Here is a 17150-nt window from a genome sequence, read left to right as displayed (position 1 = left end):
CGCAGGCAACAGTTCCGTTGACAAAGGCAGACAGAATGGCAAACCCGCTATACGACCGCTTGTTTGGCATTCACGCAGGTAAGGACACGCCGTTTCTGCATCTGCCGGATGGCGAGGTTATCACACATGCCGCATTCCTTGATATGGCGGCGCGGCTCGCAAACACGCTGGTTGGTTACGAGTTGGAACCGGGCGACCGGGTTGCCGTTCAGATCGAAAAATCGCCCGAGGCCTTGGCACTCTATGCCGCCTGCGCGCAGGCCGGGTTGGTCTTTTTGCCCCTGAACACCGCCTACACCGTCAACGAGCTAACCTATTTCATCGAAAACAGCGGCGCATCGCTGGTTGTGTGCGACGACGCGAACCAAACCGCCCTGGCACCGCTGGCCAAGATGCAAGAAGCGCGGCTCGAGACGCTGAATGCCGATGGCTCGGGCAGTTTGATGCGGCGCGCTTTGGGGATGTTGCCCGCGTTCGAGCCCGCGCGCCGGACCGAGGACGATCTGGCCGCCTTCCTATATACCTCCGGCACCACCGGGCGGTCCAAAGGCGCGATGCTGTCTCAAGCCAACCTGCTATCGAATGCGGAAACATTGGTGCAGGAGTGGCGGTTCACAGCCGAAGACGTGCTGCTGCATGCCTTGCCCATTTTCCATACACATGGGCTGTTTGTGGCGACCAATGTGGTGCTGGCCTCGGGAGGGTCGATGATCTTTCTGCCGAAGTTCGATCTGAACGATGTGCTGCGCCTGATGCCGCAGGCGACCTCAATGATGGGGGTGCCGACCTTCTACACCCGCCTGTTGGGGGATGATCGGTTCACCGGTGATCTGGCTCAGCATATGCGACTGTTCATCTCGGGCTCGGCCCCCTTGCTGGCGGAAACCCATGAGCGGTTCGAAACACGCACCGGCCACCGCATCCTTGAACGATACGGCATGACCGAGACCAACATGAACACCTCAAACCCCTATGACGGCGAGCGTCGCGCGGGCACGGTTGGCTTCCCCCTGCCCGACGTCGAAATGAAAGTGACCGACCCCGACAGCGGCGAGACCCTGCCGCAGGGCGAGATCGGCATGATCGAAGTCCGCGGCCCGAACGTCTTCCAAGGCTATTGGCAAATGCCCGAGAAAACCGCCGCCGAGCTGCGCGAGGATGGGTTTTTCATCACCGGCGATCTGGGGCGAGTGGATGAGGATGGCTATGTCCATATCGTCGGACGCGGAAAGGATCTGATCATCTCAGGCGGGTTCAACATCTACCCCAAGGAACTTGAGATGCTGCTGGACGACCAGCCCGGCGTGTTGGAAAGCGCCGTGATCGGCGTACCGCACCCAGATTTTGGCGAAACCCCCGTGGGCCTGCTGGTGGCGGAACCCGGCGCGACCCCTGATCTGGACGCGATCATGGCCCGTGCGCAGGCCGAACTGGCGCGTTTCAAACATCCCCGCAAACTGATCGTTCTGGACGAGCTGCCGCGTAACACGATGGGCAAGGTGCAGAAAAACGCCCTGCGCGCGCGTTTCGCCGACCTGTTTACCTAAGCGGCACGCGTCCGTTTGGGGTCAAAAGCCAGCACTTACGCCCCTCAAACACCGCCGTGGCCAATGGACGGCCATAACCTGCGCCCGCATCCAGATTGACACGGTTGCCGCAATGCTCGGCCTGATCGACAGGTGTGTGGCCGTGGACAATCAGCCACGGATGCGGCGCGGCTTCGATCAGAAACTCGTTGCGAATCCAGATCAGGTCATTCTCGGATTGCTGCTCCAGCGGAAGGCCCGGTCGGATACCCGCGTGAACGAACAGCATTTCGCCCTCTTGGTGATAGTTCGGCAGAGCATTGAGGAAATCCAGATGCTGCGGTGGAACAGCCTCGACCGCGCGTTGATGAACATAGATGATACGGTCATTGTCGGTGACATCCACACCGTAAGAGGCCAACGTCTCGCGCCCGCCCAAACGCGGATGCAACCAGCTGAGCGCAACGGGCAGATGGCTGTCGGCGACCTCGCAATCCTGCACGAACCGCGCCATCATCCGGTCGTGATTACCCCGCACCATGACCCAGTTGCGTCCTGCACGCTGACCTTCGATCAACAGGTCAAGCACCCCGCGACTGTTCGGCCCACGATCCACGTAATCCCCCAGAAACACGACTCGCGCATCTGGGCCTCCATCCGCCTCAATCCGGAGCAGGGCGGTTTGCAACATCTCAAGCTGGCCGTGAATATCGCCAATGGCGTAAATGGCAGACGTCATGAAAAACCTCGGGTCGAAAATCACTTTGCTTGTGACGCGAAAACCGCCCCTGACAAAGAAAATACCCGCGCCTTAGGCAGCGCGGGTTGGGATTGTCTCAGAAATTCAACACTGCCTACTAGGCCACGTCAAATTCCAAAGGTTTGATCTGGGTAAACAGCCCCGTTTCGGCCAACTTTGCGCGGGCCTCGGCCGGGACAGGTTCATCCACATACAGCAGCGCGATCGCTTCGCCGCCCGCTTCGGACCGGCCAAGGGTAAAGTTCGCGATGTTCACGTCGTTCTCGCCCATGGTCTGACCCAGCGTACCGATGATGCCCGGCACGTCTTCGTTGGTGGTATAGAGCATATGCGCCCCGACCTCGGCATCAATATTGATGCCTTTGATCTGAATGAACCGCGGCTTGCCATCGCTGAATACAGTCCCAGCGATCGAACGCTCACGCTTGCTGGTGACAACAGTGACCTTCACATAGCCATCGAAAACGCCGGTCTTGTCCTGATTGGTGGTCGAGATTTTAACCCCGCGCTCTTTCGCGATCACCGGTGCGGACACCATGTTCACATCGGGATTGACCTTTTTCATGATCCCCGCAACGACAGAACAATTCAACGCGGCCAGGTTCATCTCAGCGGCGACACCATCATAAAGGATGTTGATCGCCTTGATCGGCTCATCCGTCATCTGCCCAATGAAGCTGCCCAGATGCCCAGCCAGCTTAATCCACGGCCCCATGACTTTGGCCTCTTCGGCGGTCACGGACGGCATGTTCAGCGCGTTTTCAACCGCCCCGGTCAGCAGGTAGTTCGAGATTTGCTCGGCCACCTGCAGCGCCACGTTTTCCTGCGCCTCGGTCGTAGCTGCCCCCAGATGCGGTGTGCAGACGACGTTGGGCAAGTTGAACAGAGCGTTTTCCTTGGCCGGTTCCTCGCTGAATACGTCAAAGGCGGCACCGGCCACATGGCCCGATTGCAGCATCTCGGCCAGCGCGTCTTCGTCGACCAAACCGCCGCGGGCGCAGTTGACGATGCGCACGCCTCTCTTGGTCTTGGCCAGATTCTCACGGCTCAGGATGTTGCGGGTCTGATCGGTCAGCGGAACATGCAGCGTGATGAAATCCGCGCGGGCCAGCAGGTCATCCAACTCGACCTTTTCAACGCCCATCTTGGCGGCTTTCTCTTCGCTGAGATAGGGATCATAGGCGACGACCTTCATCTTCAGGCCCAGCGCGCGTTCGCAGACGATGCCGCCGATGTTGCCTGCGCCAATGACGCCGAGAGTCTTGTTGGTCAGCTCAATCCCCATGAATTTGGACTTTTCCCACTTGCCCGCATGGGTCGAGGTGCTGGCCTCGGGGATTTGCCGCGCCACGGCGAACATCATCGCAATGGCGTGTTCGGCCGTTGTGATCATGTTGCCGAACGGCGTGTTCATCACGATCACACCCTTTTTGCTGGCTGCTTCCTTATCGACATTGTCGGTGCCAATCCCAGCGCGGCCGATAACTTTCAGATTGTCGGCTTTTTCCAGCAGGGTCGGCGTGACCTTTGTGGCGGAACGGATAGCGAGGCCGTCATACTGACCGATCACCTCGGCCAGTTTATCCTTGTCCTTGCCCAGATCGGGCATGAAATCCACGTCGATGCCGCGATCGCGGAAAATCTGCACGGCGGTTTCGCTGAGCTTGTCAGATACGAGTACTTTGGGGGCCATATTTCTGGTCCTTAAATTTTGGGAAAGTATCCGGGCCACAGTCGGGCCCAGATTTTTCGTCGAAAAATCTTGTCAGGCGGCTGCCGATTGCGCAGCGATCTCGGCCTCAAAGGCCCAGGCCAGCCACGGTAGCATGGCCTGAATGTCCGAGGTCTCGACCGTGCCGCCACACCAGATGCGCAGGCCCGCGGGGGCATCGCGATATGCACTGATATCCAGCGCGGTATTCTCGACCTCCAGCCGTTTGGCTACGGCCTTGGCGAATGTCGTCCCATCCTGAATGCGCGGATCGGTGAATTTCAGGCAGACCGACGTATTCGATTGCGTCGCCGCATCCTCGGCCAGATTGGCGATCCAGTCGTTTTGATCGCAAAAGGCATGAACCGCTCCAGCATTGGCATCTGCGCGCGCAATCAGGCCCTGCAACCCACCGACCGAGCGCGCCCAGTCCAGCGCAAACAGGTAGTCCTCGACCGCCAGCATCGAAGGCGTGTTGATCGTGGCCCCGGTAAAGATACCGTCGATCAGCTTGCCGCCTTTGGTCAGGCGGAAAATCTTGGGCAGCGGCCATGCGGGGGTGTAGCTTTCCAGCCGCTCAACCGCGCGCGGGCTGAGGATCAGCATCCCGTGCGCTGCTTCACCACCCAGCACTTTTTGCCAGCTGAACGTGGTCACATCCAGCTTGTCCCACGGCAGGTCCATCGCAAATGCAGCCGAAGTCGCATCACAGATCGTCAGACCCTGACGGTCATCCGCGATCCAGTCGCCATTGGGAACCCGCACGCCCGAGGTCGTGCCGTTCCACGTAAACACCACATCATTGGCGAAATCGACCGAGGCCAGATCAACGATCTGCCCATACTCGGCGGTTTTCACCTCGGCGTCGATCTTCAATTGCTTGACCACGTCCGTGACCCAACCGGCACCAAAGCTTTCCCAGGCCAGCATCTCGACCTTGCGTTCGCCCAACAGCGACCACAGCGCCATCTCAACCGCGCCGGTGTCCGAGGCGGGAACGATGCCGATCTTGTAATCCGCCGGAATGCCCAGCACCTCACGCGTGCCTTCGATGGCCGCCTTCAGCTTGTCCTTGCCCACCGCAGCACGGTGCGACCGGCCCAATGCAGCGTCGGCCAGCTTGTTCAGCTCGAATGTGGGGGGTTTGGCGCAGGGGCCAGAGGAAAAACGCGGATTCGCCGGCCGCGTTGCCGGTGTATTTGTGCTCATCTGTATTACCCTTCCAGATACACGCCCCTCGTTGGGGAGGGGTGTCCCGCCGCCACACCTAGAAAGCCTGCCGCGTCGCAGCAAGCGGAAAAGACTCTTCGAAGTCGAAAAACGACATTCAATTTCACCCCATCCGCGGTCATGAGTTTCCGATAGGCGAAAGATTTGCAGTCCGTTAACGCGACTCGGTGAGCAGTTGATTGTTTTTTGGGCAGTCACGCGCGGATCGTGACGGAATAGGCCGGGAACCCTTGTGATCAGACATCGGCGCAGTGAAAAGGTGCCATGCCTGACACCCTGACCATTGTCGTTGTAGAAGAAGACCGCGAGCGCGCGATTGCCATCGTCGATGCGCTCAAGGCGTCTGGGGCTTATGATGTGCATGTGATCGGCAATGTCTCGAGCCTTGCGCGCAAGATCGCCGCGCTGGTGCCCGATGTGGTGCTGATCGACATCGACAACCCGACCCGCGACATGCTTGAGGAACTGACCCTTGCATCCGGGCCACTGGAACGGCCAGTAGCCATGTTTGTCTCGGGCGCGGCGGGCGATTTGACCTCGACCGCGATTGAGGCGGGGCTGTCGGCCTACGTCGTCGACGGCATGCAACCGGATCGGCTGAAGCCCGTGCTGGACGCGGCCATCGCCCGGTTCCAGATCGTCCGGCAAATGCGCCGTGAACTGGCCGAGACCAAACGTGCGCTGGAAGAACGCAAGGTGATCGACCGCGCCAAGGGTCTGCTGATGAAGGCGCGCGGGGTCGAGGAAGAAGAGGCCTATGCCCTGCTACGCAAAGCCGCGATGGATCAGGGCCGCCGCGTCGCCGACGTGGCCGAAGCGCTGGTCACGGCCTCGGGGCTGTTGTCATGAACGCTGTGACCCTGCCCGTTGCTTATGTTCCGCTGGTAGACGCCGCCCCCTTGATCGTGGCGCATGAGATGGGTCTGGCCCGCGCCGAAGGAGTCGAGTTGGACCTGATCGCAGCGCCCTCATGGTCGTCGGTGCGCGATATGTTGGCCTTTGGGCGGGTGGACGCGGCGCAGCTGTTGTCGCCGGTCCCTGTTGCAATGGCCTTGGGGCTGGGCGGGATGACACAACCCTTGTCCGCCGTCTCGGTCCTGTCGGTGAATGGCGACATGATCGGCGTTAGCCGCACGTTGGAAACCCGCCTACGCGACGCAGGCTATGAGTTCGACTTTCGCGACCCCTTCAAGGCCGCCGCCGCGCTGGCCTCGGTCGCGGATGGGCCATTGGTCTTCGGCGTGCCCTTCCCGTTCTCGCTGCATGTGGAACTGCTGCATTGCTGGCTTGAGGCTACCGAACTGTCCAAAATCGGAGTCGAGGTGCGCACCATCCCGCCACCCCTGATGGCACAGGCTTTGGCCGAGGGCGATGTGGATGCGTTCTGTGTGGGCGAGCCCTGGGGCTCGGTCGCCGTGGAATCGCAGGCGGGGGCGTTACTGCTGCCCGGTCAGGCGATCTGGGCCTTTGCGCCGGAAAAGGTGCTGGCCGTGCGCACCGACTGGGCGGATACCGAGCCGCACCTGCTGGGCAAGCTGATGCGAGCCGTCTGGCGCGCCGGGCGCTGGCTGGGCCAGCCGGGCAGCCACACCGCCGCCGCTGAAATCCTTGCCCGAGACACCTATCTGAACCTGCCTTCGGAACTGATCGACCGGGCGCTTTCGGGGCGCTTTACCATCACAGGCCACGCCGAACAGCGCGAGGTGCCGGGATTTATCGAGTTCCACGACGGGGCCGCAAACTTCCCATGGCGCAGTCAGGCCAAGTGGATCGCCCACCGTCTGGCGCAACGATACGGTCTGGACCCGCATCTGGCGCTGGCCCAAGCGGGCAGCGTGTTTCGCAGCGATATCTACCGCAATCAACTGGCAGGGTTGGGGGCGGATCTGCCCGGAGCCTCGGAAAAACTTGAGGGCGCGATTCGTGAAACCACACCGGTTGCGTCCCATAACGGGCAGCTGTCGCTGAAGCGGGATGCGTTCTTGGATGGGCGCATTTTTGACCCTCAGGATATCTGACGCCCAAGAATTAGGCAGACGCGCGCGCCGCACCGCGCGATTGCAGTATTTAACGCCGCGTCGCAGCAAAATCGCTTGATCGGCAACGGTGCATTTACCACTCTGAACTCATCGGCACGCAAAGGCGTGTGCCGCAAGAATTCCTCCCAAAGTTTGGGAACGACTGAGCAAAGCCGCTCACTCTCTGGCCAATCCTCCCGGTCAGAGCGTGCAGCGGCTTTTTGTTTTTCACCCACCCGGCTGACCGGGACCAAAAAAGGGACAGACCCACATGAAGAAATTGCTCGCAGGCCTTGTCGCCACCACCGCCCTGATCAGCCCCGCGCTGGCCGAAACGCTGGAGCTGGAGAAGGACGAGCTGACCTTTGGCTTTATCAAACTGACAGACATGGCCCCGCTGGCTGTGGCCTATGAGAATGGGTACTTCCTGGATGAGGGCCTGTTCGTCACGCTCGAAGCGCAGGCCAACTGGAAAGTACTGCTGGACGGTGTAATCGACGGGCAGCTGGACGGTGCGCATATGCTGGCCGGTCAGCCGCTGGCCGCAACTATCGGGTATGGCACCGAGGCGCATATCATCACCCCCTTCTCGATGGACCTGAACGGCAACGGCATCACCGTGTCGAACGAGGTCTGGGAAGAGATGAAGCCGAACATCCCGAAAATGGATGACGGCCGCCCGCAGCACCCGATTTCGGCTGAGGCGCTGGCCCCAGTGGTCGAGAAATACAAATCCGAAGGCAAGCCCTTCAATATGGGCATGGTCTTCCCCGTTTCGACCCACAACTATGAACTGCGTTACTGGCTGGCGGCGGGTGGCCTGCACCCGGGCTATTACAGCCCCGAGAACGTGACCGGCCAGATCGGTGCGGATGTGTTCCTGTCGGTGACGCCTCCGCCGCAGATGCCGGCCACGTTAGAAGCGGGCACCATCTATGGCTATTGCGTAGGTGAGCCGTGGAACCAGCAGGCCGTGTTCAAAGGCATCGGCGTGCCGGTGATCACCGATTATGAACTGTGGAAGAACAACCCCGAAAAGGTCTTTGGCATCAATGCCGAGTTCGCCGAGCAGTATCCCAACACCACCCGCGCCGTGACCAAAGCCCTGATCCGCGCTGCGATGTGGCTGGATGAAAACGACAACGCCAACCGCCCCGCCGCGGTCGAGATGCTGAGCCAGCCGGAATATGTGGGTGCGGACTACGAGGTGATCGCGAACTCGATGACGGGCACGTTCGAATATGAAAAGGGCGACAAGCGCGAGGTGCCCGATTTCAACGTCTTCTTCCGCTACAACGCGACCTACCCGTTCTATTCGGACGCCATCTGGTACCTGACCCAGATGCGCCGCTGGGGCCAGATCGCCGAGCCGCAGACAGATGCCTGGTATGACGAGGTCGCCAAGTCCGTCTACCGCCCCGACATCTATCTGGATGCCGCGAAAATGCTGGTGAACGAGGGTCTAGCGAATGAGGCCGACTTCCCCTGGGACAGCGACGGCTACAAAGCCCCCACGCCCGCCGAAGATATCATCGACGGCATTCCCTATGACGCCCGTCAGCCGAACGCTTATCTGCAAAGCCTGCCGATCGGCTTGAAAGGCGAGCAGGTCGTCATCGGCACAGAAGTTCAGGGTTAACTCCCCTGCCTCTCGGCCCTTGGTGGCTGGGGGGCTTTCCCACTCATACAGAATTCCACCCCGCCCGGCGCTGAACGACCGGGCCAGGAGACCGCAAGATGACAGCCATCGACCACGATACGCTATCCCCTGATGCTGAACGCGAGGCACGACGCGCCCGCCTGTTCACCCGGATCAACGCCGCCGACAAATGGTTTCAGGTTTTGGGCTTGGCCTGGATCACCCCCATCCTGAAGGCCGGTGCAGGCGACAACCCGCGCGCCCAGATGGGCGAGATTTGGCGCCTGCTGGTCGTACCATTGCTGGCCATCTGTGCCTTTCTGGTTCTCTGGGGCACGTTGGCACCCAAGGTGCAAACCTCGCTGGGCGCAGTGCCTGGTCCGGCGCAGGTCTGGTCCGAAGCCATTAGCCTGCATCAGGACGCGCAGGCCAAGGCAGCCAAAAAGGCCAAGTTCGAGGCGATGGTTGAAAAGCGCAACCAGAAGTTCATCGACGCGGGCCAGCCCGAAAAGGTCAAAGAGGTCGCCTATACCGGCGCGCCGAGCTACTACAACCAGATATGGACCTCGATCAAAACCGTGTTCTTCGGCTTTCTGATCGCCACCATTGTCGCCGTTCCGCTGGGCATCGCTGCGGGCCTATCGCCCACCGCAAACGCGGCGCTGAACCCGCTGATCCAGATTTTCAAACCGGTCTCGCCGCTGGCCTGGTTGCCGATTGTGACTATGATCGTGTCGGCCGTTTACGTCACCAATGACGGCTGGTTCGCGAAATCCTTCCTGATCTCCGCCATCACCGTGACGCTGTGTTCGCTGTGGCCGACGCTGATCAACACCTCGCTGGGTGTGGCGTCGATCGACAAGGATCTGGTGAACGTTTCCAAAGTTCTGAAAATGAACACCTACACCAAGATCACCAAGCTGGTGCTGCCCTCGGCCCTGCCTCTGATCTTCACCGGCCTGCGTCTGTCGCTGGGCGTTGGCTGGATGGTTCTGATCGCGGCCGAGATGCTGGCGCAGAACCCCGGTCTGGGCAAGTTTGTCTGGGATGAGTTCCAGAACGGTTCCTCCAGCTCACTCGCCAAGATCATGGTGGCTGTCTTCACCATCGGCATCATCGGCTTCCTGCTGGATCGCGTCATGTATGCGCTGCAGTCGCTGTTTACCTTCTCAAACAACCGGTGACCCAAATGGCTGTGATCGACTTCAAGAATGTCAGCAAATCTTTTGGCACCGGCACCGCTGCGACGGATGTGTTGAAAGACATCAACCTCTCGGTTCAGGAAGGTGAATTCGTGGTGCTGCTGGGTTTTTCCGGCACCGGCAAAACCACACTGATCAACCTGATGGCGGGGATCGAATTCCCCACCAAGGGCAACGTCACCTTTCGCGACAAGGCCATCACCGGCCCCGCGCCGGAGCGGGGGGTGATCTTCCAGAACTACTCGCTGATGCCGTGGCTGACGGTCACGGGCAATGTGCGGCTGGCCGTGGACGCGGTGTTCCCCAAGATGCCCAAGGCCGAGAAAGAGGAAAAGGTAGCCCATTACATTCGCATGGTGGGCCTCAGCCACGCGGCGACCCGTCGCCCCGCCGAGCTGTCGGGTGGGATGCGCCAGCGGGTGAACGTGGCCCGCGCGCTGGCGATGGACCCCGAAGTTCTGCTGCTGGACGAGCCCCTGTCGGCGTTGGATGCATTGACCCGTGGGAATCTGGCGGAAGAGATCGAAAAGATCTGGGAGGCCGACCGCAAGACCTGTGTCCTGATCACCAATGACGTGGACGAAGCGATCCTGCTGGCCGACCGCATCATCCCGCTGAACCCCGATGGCACGTTGGGGACCGAGTTCAAGGTCTCGATCCCCCGCCCACGCGACCGGTCCGCCATGAACCATGACGAGACGTTCAAGTCTCTGCGTGGCGAGGTCACGAAATACCTGATGGATGTGGGTATCGAGGCCAAGGTCGAAGGCACCAAGACCTTGCCCGACGTGACCCCGATCCACGGTGTCCCCGCAGCGGTGAAAGAAGCGCAGTCGGGTCTGATCGACGAGCGCTATCTGGATTTCAGCCAGTTGCACAAGGTCTACCCCACCCCCAAAGGCCCGCTGACCGTGGTCGAGGATTTCAATCTGAAGCTCAACCGTGGTGAGTTCATCTCGCTGATCGGCCACTCGGGCTGCGGTAAGTCCACGGTGCTGACCATGGCCGCTGGTCTGAACGAAATCTCGAAAGGCGCGATCAAGCTGGATGGCCGCCATGTCGAGGGTGCCGATCCGGAACGTGCCGTTGTGTTCCAGTCACCCTCGCTGTTTCCGTGGCTGACCGCCAAGGAAAACGTCTCGGTCGGTGTGGACCGCGTGTATCCGCGCGCCAGCCAGGCAGAGCGGCAGGATGTGGTGGAATACTATCTGGAACGGGTCGGTTTGGCCGACGCGATGGACAAATCCGCCGCTGATATGTCGAACGGGATGCGTCAGCGTGTGGGCATCGCCCGCGCCTTTGCCCTGTCGCCGAAACTGCTGCTGTTGGATGAACCCTTCGGGATGCTCGACAGCCTCACCCGGTGGGAGCTGCAGGAGGTTCTGATGGAGGTCTGGTCGCGCACCAAAGTCACCACCATCTGCGTCACCCATGATGTGGACGAGGCGATCCTGCTAGCTGACCGCGTGGTGATGATGACGAACGGCCCTCAGGCCACCATCGGCAAGATCACCAATGTCGACCTGCCGCGCCCGCGCACCCGCAAGGCGCTGCTGGCCCATCCTGATTACTACGAATACCGGCAAGAGGTGTTGGATTTCCTTGAGGAATACGAGCATGGGGCCAAACCCAAGCCTAAATCCCCTGCCCCCAAAGCCATTGCCGCGGAGTGAACTGATATGAAACAGAAATTGGTTGTCATCGGAGCCGGCATGGCCTCGGGCCGGGTGCTGGAGCACCTGACCGACGCTGCCCCCGATGCGTTCGACATCACCCTGTTCAACGCCGAACCACGCGGGAATTATAACCGCATCATGCTGAGCCCTGTGCTGGCCGGTGATCAGACATACCAGGACATCGTCACCCATGACGACGCCTGGTACGGCGAACGCGGGATCACCTGCCGGTTTGGCGAGAAAGTGGTCAAAATCGACCGCGAGTTGAAAGTGGTCGAAGGCGAGAACGGTCATGTGCCTTATGACAAGCTGATCTTCGGCACCGGCTCGAACCCCTTCATGATCCCGATGCCAGGACATGATCTGGACGGCGTGATCGCCTATCGCGATCTGGAAGATACCGAACAGATGATGGGCATGGGCGCGGGCAACAAGGTCGTCGTGATCGGCGGCGGCTTGCTGGGGCTTGAGGCCGCCGCAGGCATGGCCGCGCGCGGGGCTGACGTGACCGTCGTGCATATCATGGGCCATCTGATGGAGCGTCAGTTGGACCCTGCCGCAGGGTACCTGCTGAAGAAATCTCTGGAAGAAAAAGGCATCACCGTTCTGCTGAATGCCAAATCGACCGAAATCGCGGGCAAGGATGGCAAGGCCCGGGCGCTGCTGTTGGAGGACGGCACGGAATTGCCCTGCGACCTGTTGGTGATGGCTGTGGGCATCCGACCCAACACCGCGCTGGCGCAGGAAACGGGCCTTGCCGTGGGTCGGGGTATTCATGTCGATGACCAAATGATCACCTCGGACGCCGATATCTATGCCGTTGGCGAATGCGTCGAACATCAGGGCGAGGTCTTTGGCCTTGTCGCGCCGCTCTACGACCAAGCCAAAGTGCTGGCGCAGACCCTGCTGGGCGAGGATGCAGCGTTCAAACAACGTTCGCTCTCGACCAAGCTGAAGGTCACCGGCTGCGACCTGTTCAGTGCAGGGGACTTTGCCGAGGGCGAGACCCGCGAGGACATCTTGTTCCGCGACCCAGCCCGCGGCGTCTATAAACGGCTGGTTCTCGAAGGCGACAAGCTGGTCGGTGCGGTTATGTATGGCGACACCGGCGACAGCAACTGGTTCTTTGGCCTGATCCGCGATGGCGAGAACGTGTCCGAGATGCGTGAGACGCTGATCTTCGGCCCGGCCTATCAGGGGGGCGGCTCTGCGGACCCTCTCTCAGCCGTTGCAGCATTGCCGCCTGAGGCGGAAATCTGTGGCTGCAACGGCGTTTGCAAATCCGATATCACCGCTGCCATTGCAGATGGCGCAACCGATCTGGGCGCGATCCGTGCGACCACCAAGGCCAGCGCGTCCTGCGGGACATGCACCGGGTTGGTCGAGCAACTGTTGCAGGTCACACTGGGCGATGACTTCCAGATGCCCACCGCGCAGCCGATCTGCGGCTGCTGCGACCTGACCCACGAAGACGTCCGCCGCCTGATCAAATCGCAGGAATTGAAAAGTCAGGAGGCCGTCTGGCAGGAGCTGGGCTGGAAGACGCTCAACGGCTGTCATGTCTGCCGCCCGGCGGTGAACTACTACCTGCTGGCCGACTGGCCGGTGGAATATCAGGACGACCCGCAAAGCCGTTTCGTCAACGAACGCAAACACGCCAACATTCAAAAGGACGGCACGTTTAGCGTTGTGCCCCGCATGTGGGGCGGCATCACCAACCCGGCGGAACTGCGCGCCATTGCGGATGCGGCCGAGAAATACGACGTGCCCACGGTCAAAGTCACCGGCGGTCAGCGTATCGACCTGCTGGGCGTGAAAGGCGCGGACCTGCCCTATATCTGGTCCGATCTGAACAAGGCCGGGCTGGTCTCGGGCCACGCTTACTCCAAGGGTCTGCGCACGGTGAAAACCTGTGTCGGCTCTGATCACTGCCGGTTCGGCACGCAGGACAGCACGGGCCTCGGCGTGAAGCTTGAGAAAATCCTGTGGGGATCATGGACGCCACACAAGCTGAAGTTGGCGGTCTCGGGTTGCCCGCGCAACTGCGCCGAGGCAACTTGCAAGGATATCGGTGTGGTCTGTGTGGACTCAGGCTTTCAGATCAGCATCGGCGGCGCGGCTGGCATGGATGTCAAGGAAACCGAACTGCTGGTGCAAGTCCCCACCGAGGACGAGGCGATTGAGGTCGTGATGGCCGTCACCCAAGCCTATCGCGAGGGTGGTAAGTATCTGGACCGTTTGTATAAATGGATGGCGAAGGTCAGCCTCGACTGGATCAAGGAAACCGTGGTGGATAATCTGGAAAACCGGCGCGCGCTGGTTGAACGGTTCGAACTCAGCCAATCCATCTACCGCAAAGACCCATGGGCCGAGCAGGCCAAAGAGGCCCCGCGCTTTGCGCCCATGGCCGATCTGACACTGGAGGCCGCAGAATGAGTTGGATCGACATCGGACATATCGACGACATCCCCCTGCGCGGCGCACGCGTGGTGAAAACGCCGGTCGGCTGCATCGCCCTGTTCCGCACTGCCAAAGATGAGGTCTTTGCCGCCTCGGACACCTGCCCCCACAAGGGCGGTCCTCTGTCCGAAGGCATCGTGCATGGCCAATCCGTCACCTGCCCGCTGCACAATTGGGTGTTCGACCTGAACTCAGGTCGGGCACAAGGCGCGGATGAAGGCCAGATCGCCACCTATCCGGTGCAGCTGGACGGCGAGCGTATCCTGTTGGACAGCACCTCATTGGGGCAAAGGAGCGCCGCGTGAAAGACCTGAGTGCCTGCATCACGCGCTCGACCTGTCCTTATTGCGGGGTCGGCTGCGGGGTTCTGCTGCAACCGGATGGCGCGGGGGGCCTGACCGTCACCGGCGACCCGGATCACCCGGCCAATCAGGGGCGGCTCTGTTCCAAAGGCTCGGCTTTGGCCGAAACGGTAGGCCTGTCGCAGCGGCTGCTGGCACCCGTGGTTGCGGGCAAAGAGACTGGCTGGGACGACGCGCTGCAACTGGTTGCCGACCGGTTCCGCGACACCATCGCCGAGCACGGGCCGGATTCGGTGGCTTTCTATGTATCGGGCCAGTTGTTGACCGAGGACTACTATGTCGCCAACAAGCTGATGAAAGGCTTCATCGGCTCGGCCAATATCGACACGAATTCGCGGCTGTGCATGGCCTCAACCGTTGCGGGCCACAAACGCGCTTTTGGCACTGACACTGTGCCCGGCACCTATGAGGATTTGGATGAGGCCGATATGGTTGTGCTGGTCGGGTCCAATCTGGCGTGGTGCCACCCGGTTCTGTATCAGCGCCTGATGGCAGCCCGGCAGGCGCGCGGCACCAGGATCATCGTTGTCGACCCGCGCCGGACGGCATCGTGTGACAGCGCTGATCTGCACCTGCCGCTGGCAGCGGGTAGCGATGTCGCGCTGTTCAATCATCTGCTGACGCAGATCGACGCCGCCGGGTTGGTGGATACGGATTACCTGACCCACACCACCGGCTTTCAGGCGGCGCTGGACAGTGCGCTGGCCGATGATGTCTCGGTCACCGGTCTCGACACCGACGACATCGCGCAGTTCTGTCAGATGTGGTTGAGCACTGAAAAGGTTGTTACGATCTTCAGTCAGGGCGTGAACCAATCCAGTTCGGGCAGCGATAAGGTTAACGCGATCCTGAACTGCCATCTGGCCACGGGGCGGATCGGCAAGCCCGGCTGCGGCCCGTTGTCAGTCACCGGCCAGCCCAATGCCATGGGCGGGCGCGAGGTTGGTGGACTGGCCAATATGCTCACCTGCCATCTGGATATCGAAAATGCCGATCACCGCGCCGCCGTGCGCGATTTCTGGTCAGCACCAACGATGCCCGAGGCCCCGGGCCTCAAGGCCGTGGATCTCTTCCGCGCCGTGGGCGACGGGCGCGTCAAGGCGCTGTGGGTGATCCACACGAACCCCGTCGTGTCGATGCCCGAGGCCGACGCGGTGCGCGATGCGATCGCGGCCTGCCCGTTCACCGTGGTCTCGGACATCACCGCCCTAACCGATACGGCGCGGCTGGCCGATGTGCTGCTGCCCGCCGCTGCGTGGGCCGAAAAAGACGGCACAGTCACCAATTCCGACCGTACGATCAGCCGCCAACGCTCGGTTTTGCCCGCGCCGGGACAGGCCCGAGCGGATTGGGACATTCTGGCCGAGGTCGGACGGCGGATGGGGTGGGCCTCGGCCTTTGATTATCAAACGCCCGGAGAGATTTTCCGAGAATACGCAACCCTGTCCGGAGTGGCCGCCAAGTTCGGGCGTGATTTCGATATCTCGGGCTTCAGCGACTTGGATGCGGCGGGTTATGACGCTCTGCAGCCGACGCGCTGGCCTGTCACCGCTGCACGGCAAGGCGGGCGGTTCTTTGCGGATGGGCAATTCTATCACTCCGACGGCAAGGCGCGGCTTTTACCAGTTAAATGGCGCGCGCCTGCGGCCAAAACAGAACCGCGCTATCCGTTTTGGCTGAACACCGGTCGGCTGCGCGATCAGTGGCACACGATGACCCGTACCGGTCTGTCGGCGCGGCTGTCGGCCCACCTGCCCGAGCCGTTTCTGGATATTCACCCCGATGATGCGCATGACAAGGGGATAAACTCCGCCGATCTGGTGCAGGTCGAAAGCCCGCATGGCACATCCATCCTGCGGGCACGGATCACCAGCGATGTCACGCGGGGACAGGTCTTTGCGCCGATCCACTGGACCGGAGAAACCGCCCCTGCGGCCCGAATCGACGCCGTGGTCGCTGCGGCGACGGACCCGGTTTCGGGACAGCCCGAAAGCAAAGCGTCCGTGGTGAACGTCACCCGCTTTGACGCCAAATGGTATGGGTTTGCGGTGTCAGATCGCGAAATGCGGCCTTCGTGCGATTATTGGGCGCAAACCCCCACCAAACTCGGCTATCGCGCCGAGTTGGCCGGGATGGATACAATAGATGACTGGCAAACCGCCGCGCGTGATCTTTTCGGATTGCCCGAGGCGCAGATAACGATCGTCGAAGACCCAGCGCGCGGCATGGCGCGGCTGGCGTTTTACGAAGTCGGACGATTGGTCGCTGCCTTGTTCATCTCTCCCGAGCCCGTGGCGGTGATGCGCGACTATCTGGCGACTCTGCCACAGGTGCCCGACCTGCTGTCAGGCCGGGCCCCTGCGGACCGGCCCGATCCCGGCCCTGTTCTGTGTTCCTGTTTCGACGTCGGTGTGAATACCATCCTGACCGCTATTGAGACCAAAGGACTGATGACCGTCGAAGCCATTGGCGAGGCCTTGCAGGCCGGAACCAATTGCGGTTCTTGCCGTCCGGAACTGGCGAGCCTGCTGGCGTCAGCACATCAGAAAGAGGCCGCACAGTAACC

Annotated in this window: 12 protein-coding genes; 9 read left to right on the top strand and 3 right to left on the bottom strand. The window is 61.1% G+C overall.

Annotation, left to right across the window (positions count from 1 at the left end):
- Nucleotides 1-35 precede the first annotated feature (35 nt).
- The gene (locus ACR3E7_RS15705; protein ID WP_480505159.1) at nt 36-1547 is read left to right on the top strand and encodes a malonate--CoA ligase; all 1512 of its coding nucleotides are present in this window, start codon (nt 36-38) and stop codon (nt 1545-1547) included.
- Here the strand turns inward: ACR3E7_RS15705 and ACR3E7_RS15700 are convergent.
- From ACR3E7_RS15700 to ACR3E7_RS15690, 3 genes are all read right to left on the bottom strand, one after another.
- Complete coding sequence (locus ACR3E7_RS15700; protein ID WP_480505157.1) at nt 1540-2265, bottom strand: metallophosphoesterase family protein; 726 nt, start codon at nt 2263-2265, stop codon at nt 1540-1542. The two genes, ACR3E7_RS15705 and ACR3E7_RS15700, sit on opposite strands and share 8 nt — an antisense overlap.
- Nucleotides 2266-2383: 118 nt before the next feature.
- Complete coding sequence (gene serA / locus ACR3E7_RS15695) at nt 2384-3979, bottom strand: phosphoglycerate dehydrogenase (RefSeq protein WP_170774951.1); 1596 nt, start codon at nt 3977-3979, stop codon at nt 2384-2386.
- Between the two features lie 72 nt (nt 3980-4051).
- Nucleotides 4052-5206 (bottom strand): phosphoserine transaminase, encoded by a 1155-nt coding sequence (locus tag ACR3E7_RS15690; protein ID WP_480505154.1) that lies wholly within the window; start codon nt 5204-5206, stop codon nt 4052-4054.
- Between the two features lie 285 nt (nt 5207-5491).
- On the opposite strand from ACR3E7_RS15690, the gene ACR3E7_RS15685 reads away from it, so the two are divergent.
- The 8 genes from ACR3E7_RS15685 (at nt 5492) to ACR3E7_RS15650 (ending at nt 17148) form a co-directional block, all read left to right on the top strand.
- Nucleotides 5492-6076 carry an ANTAR domain-containing response regulator gene (locus ACR3E7_RS15685; protein ID WP_170774956.1) on the top strand — a complete coding sequence of 195 codons (585 nt, stop codon included), beginning with the start codon at nt 5492-5494 and terminating at the stop codon, nt 6074-6076.
- On the top strand, nt 6073-7245 hold the full coding sequence (locus ACR3E7_RS15680; protein WP_480505152.1) for a CmpA/NrtA family ABC transporter substrate-binding protein: 1173 nt from the start codon (nt 6073-6075) through the stop codon (nt 7243-7245). The genes ACR3E7_RS15685 and ACR3E7_RS15680 overlap by 4 nt, the downstream gene beginning before the upstream one ends.
- Before the next feature lie 271 nt (nt 7246-7516).
- Nucleotides 7517-8884, top strand: a complete 1368-nt coding sequence (locus tag ACR3E7_RS15675) for a CmpA/NrtA family ABC transporter substrate-binding protein (protein ID WP_170774960.1) — start codon at nt 7517-7519, stop codon at nt 8882-8884.
- A 98-nt stretch (nt 8885-8982) separates the two neighbouring features.
- Nucleotides 8983-10068, top strand: coding sequence for an ABC transporter permease (locus ACR3E7_RS15670; RefSeq protein WP_170774962.1), 1086 nt, complete (start codon nt 8983-8985; stop codon nt 10066-10068).
- A 5-nt stretch (nt 10069-10073) separates the two neighbouring features.
- Entirely contained in the window at nt 10074-11759 is a 1686-nt protein-coding gene (locus tag ACR3E7_RS15665; RefSeq protein ID WP_480505149.1) for an ABC transporter ATP-binding protein, read from the top strand.
- A 6-nt stretch (nt 11760-11765) separates the two neighbouring features.
- Nucleotides 11766-14198 carry a nitrite reductase large subunit NirB gene (gene nirB / locus ACR3E7_RS15660; protein WP_480505145.1) on the top strand — a complete coding sequence of 811 codons (2433 nt, stop codon included), beginning with the start codon at nt 11766-11768 and terminating at the stop codon, nt 14196-14198.
- Nucleotides 14195-14527 carry a nitrite reductase small subunit NirD gene (gene nirD, locus ACR3E7_RS15655; protein WP_480505143.1) on the top strand — a complete coding sequence of 111 codons (333 nt, stop codon included), beginning with the start codon at nt 14195-14197 and terminating at the stop codon, nt 14525-14527. Before nirB ends, nirD begins: the two co-directional genes overlap by 4 nt.
- The gene (locus ACR3E7_RS15650) at nt 14524-17148 is read left to right on the top strand and encodes a molybdopterin-dependent oxidoreductase (RefSeq protein ID WP_480505142.1); all 2625 of its coding nucleotides are present in this window, start codon (nt 14524-14526) and stop codon (nt 17146-17148) included. The genes nirD and ACR3E7_RS15650 overlap by 4 nt, the downstream gene beginning before the upstream one ends.
- Nucleotides 17149-17150: the final 2 nt, after the last annotated feature.

This window comes from Ruegeria sp. BK1 (assembly GCF_056535645.1).
The sequence above is the reverse complement of the archived record's forward strand: the minus strand, read 5'-3'. Positions and strand labels throughout refer to the sequence as shown.

Bases quoted from the DNA above. Each gene is read 5' to 3' on its own strand.
- ACR3E7_RS15700 (WP_480505157.1), bottom strand. From the start codon at position 2,265: ATGACGTCTGCCATTTACGCCATTGGCGATATTCACGGCCAGCTTGAG.
- ACR3E7_RS15665 (WP_480505149.1), top strand. From the start codon at position 10,074: ATGGCTGTGATCGACTTCAAGAATGTCAGCAAATCTTTTGGCACCGGC.
- nirB (WP_480505145.1), top strand. From the start codon at position 11,766: ATGAAACAGAAATTGGTTGTCATCGGAGCCGGCATGGCCTCGGGCCGG.
- serA (WP_170774951.1), bottom strand. From the start codon at position 3,979: ATGGCCCCCAAAGTACTCGTATCTGACAAGCTCAGCGAAACCGCCGTG.
- ACR3E7_RS15680 (WP_480505152.1), top strand. From the start codon at position 6,073: ATGAACGCTGTGACCCTGCCCGTTGCTTATGTTCCGCTGGTAGACGCC.
- ACR3E7_RS15675 (WP_170774960.1), top strand. From the start codon at position 7,517: ATGAAGAAATTGCTCGCAGGCCTTGTCGCCACCACCGCCCTGATCAGC.
- ACR3E7_RS15670 (WP_170774962.1), top strand. From the start codon at position 8,983: ATGACAGCCATCGACCACGATACGCTATCCCCTGATGCTGAACGCGAG.
- nirD (WP_480505143.1), top strand. From the start codon at position 14,195: ATGAGTTGGATCGACATCGGACATATCGACGACATCCCCCTGCGCGGC.
- ACR3E7_RS15705 (WP_480505159.1), top strand. From the start codon at position 36: ATGGCAAACCCGCTATACGACCGCTTGTTTGGCATTCACGCAGGTAAG.
- ACR3E7_RS15685 (WP_170774956.1), top strand. From the start codon at position 5,492: ATGCCTGACACCCTGACCATTGTCGTTGTAGAAGAAGACCGCGAGCGC.
- ACR3E7_RS15690 (WP_480505154.1), bottom strand. From the start codon at position 5,206: ATGAGCACAAATACACCGGCAACGCGGCCGGCGAATCCGCGTTTTTCC.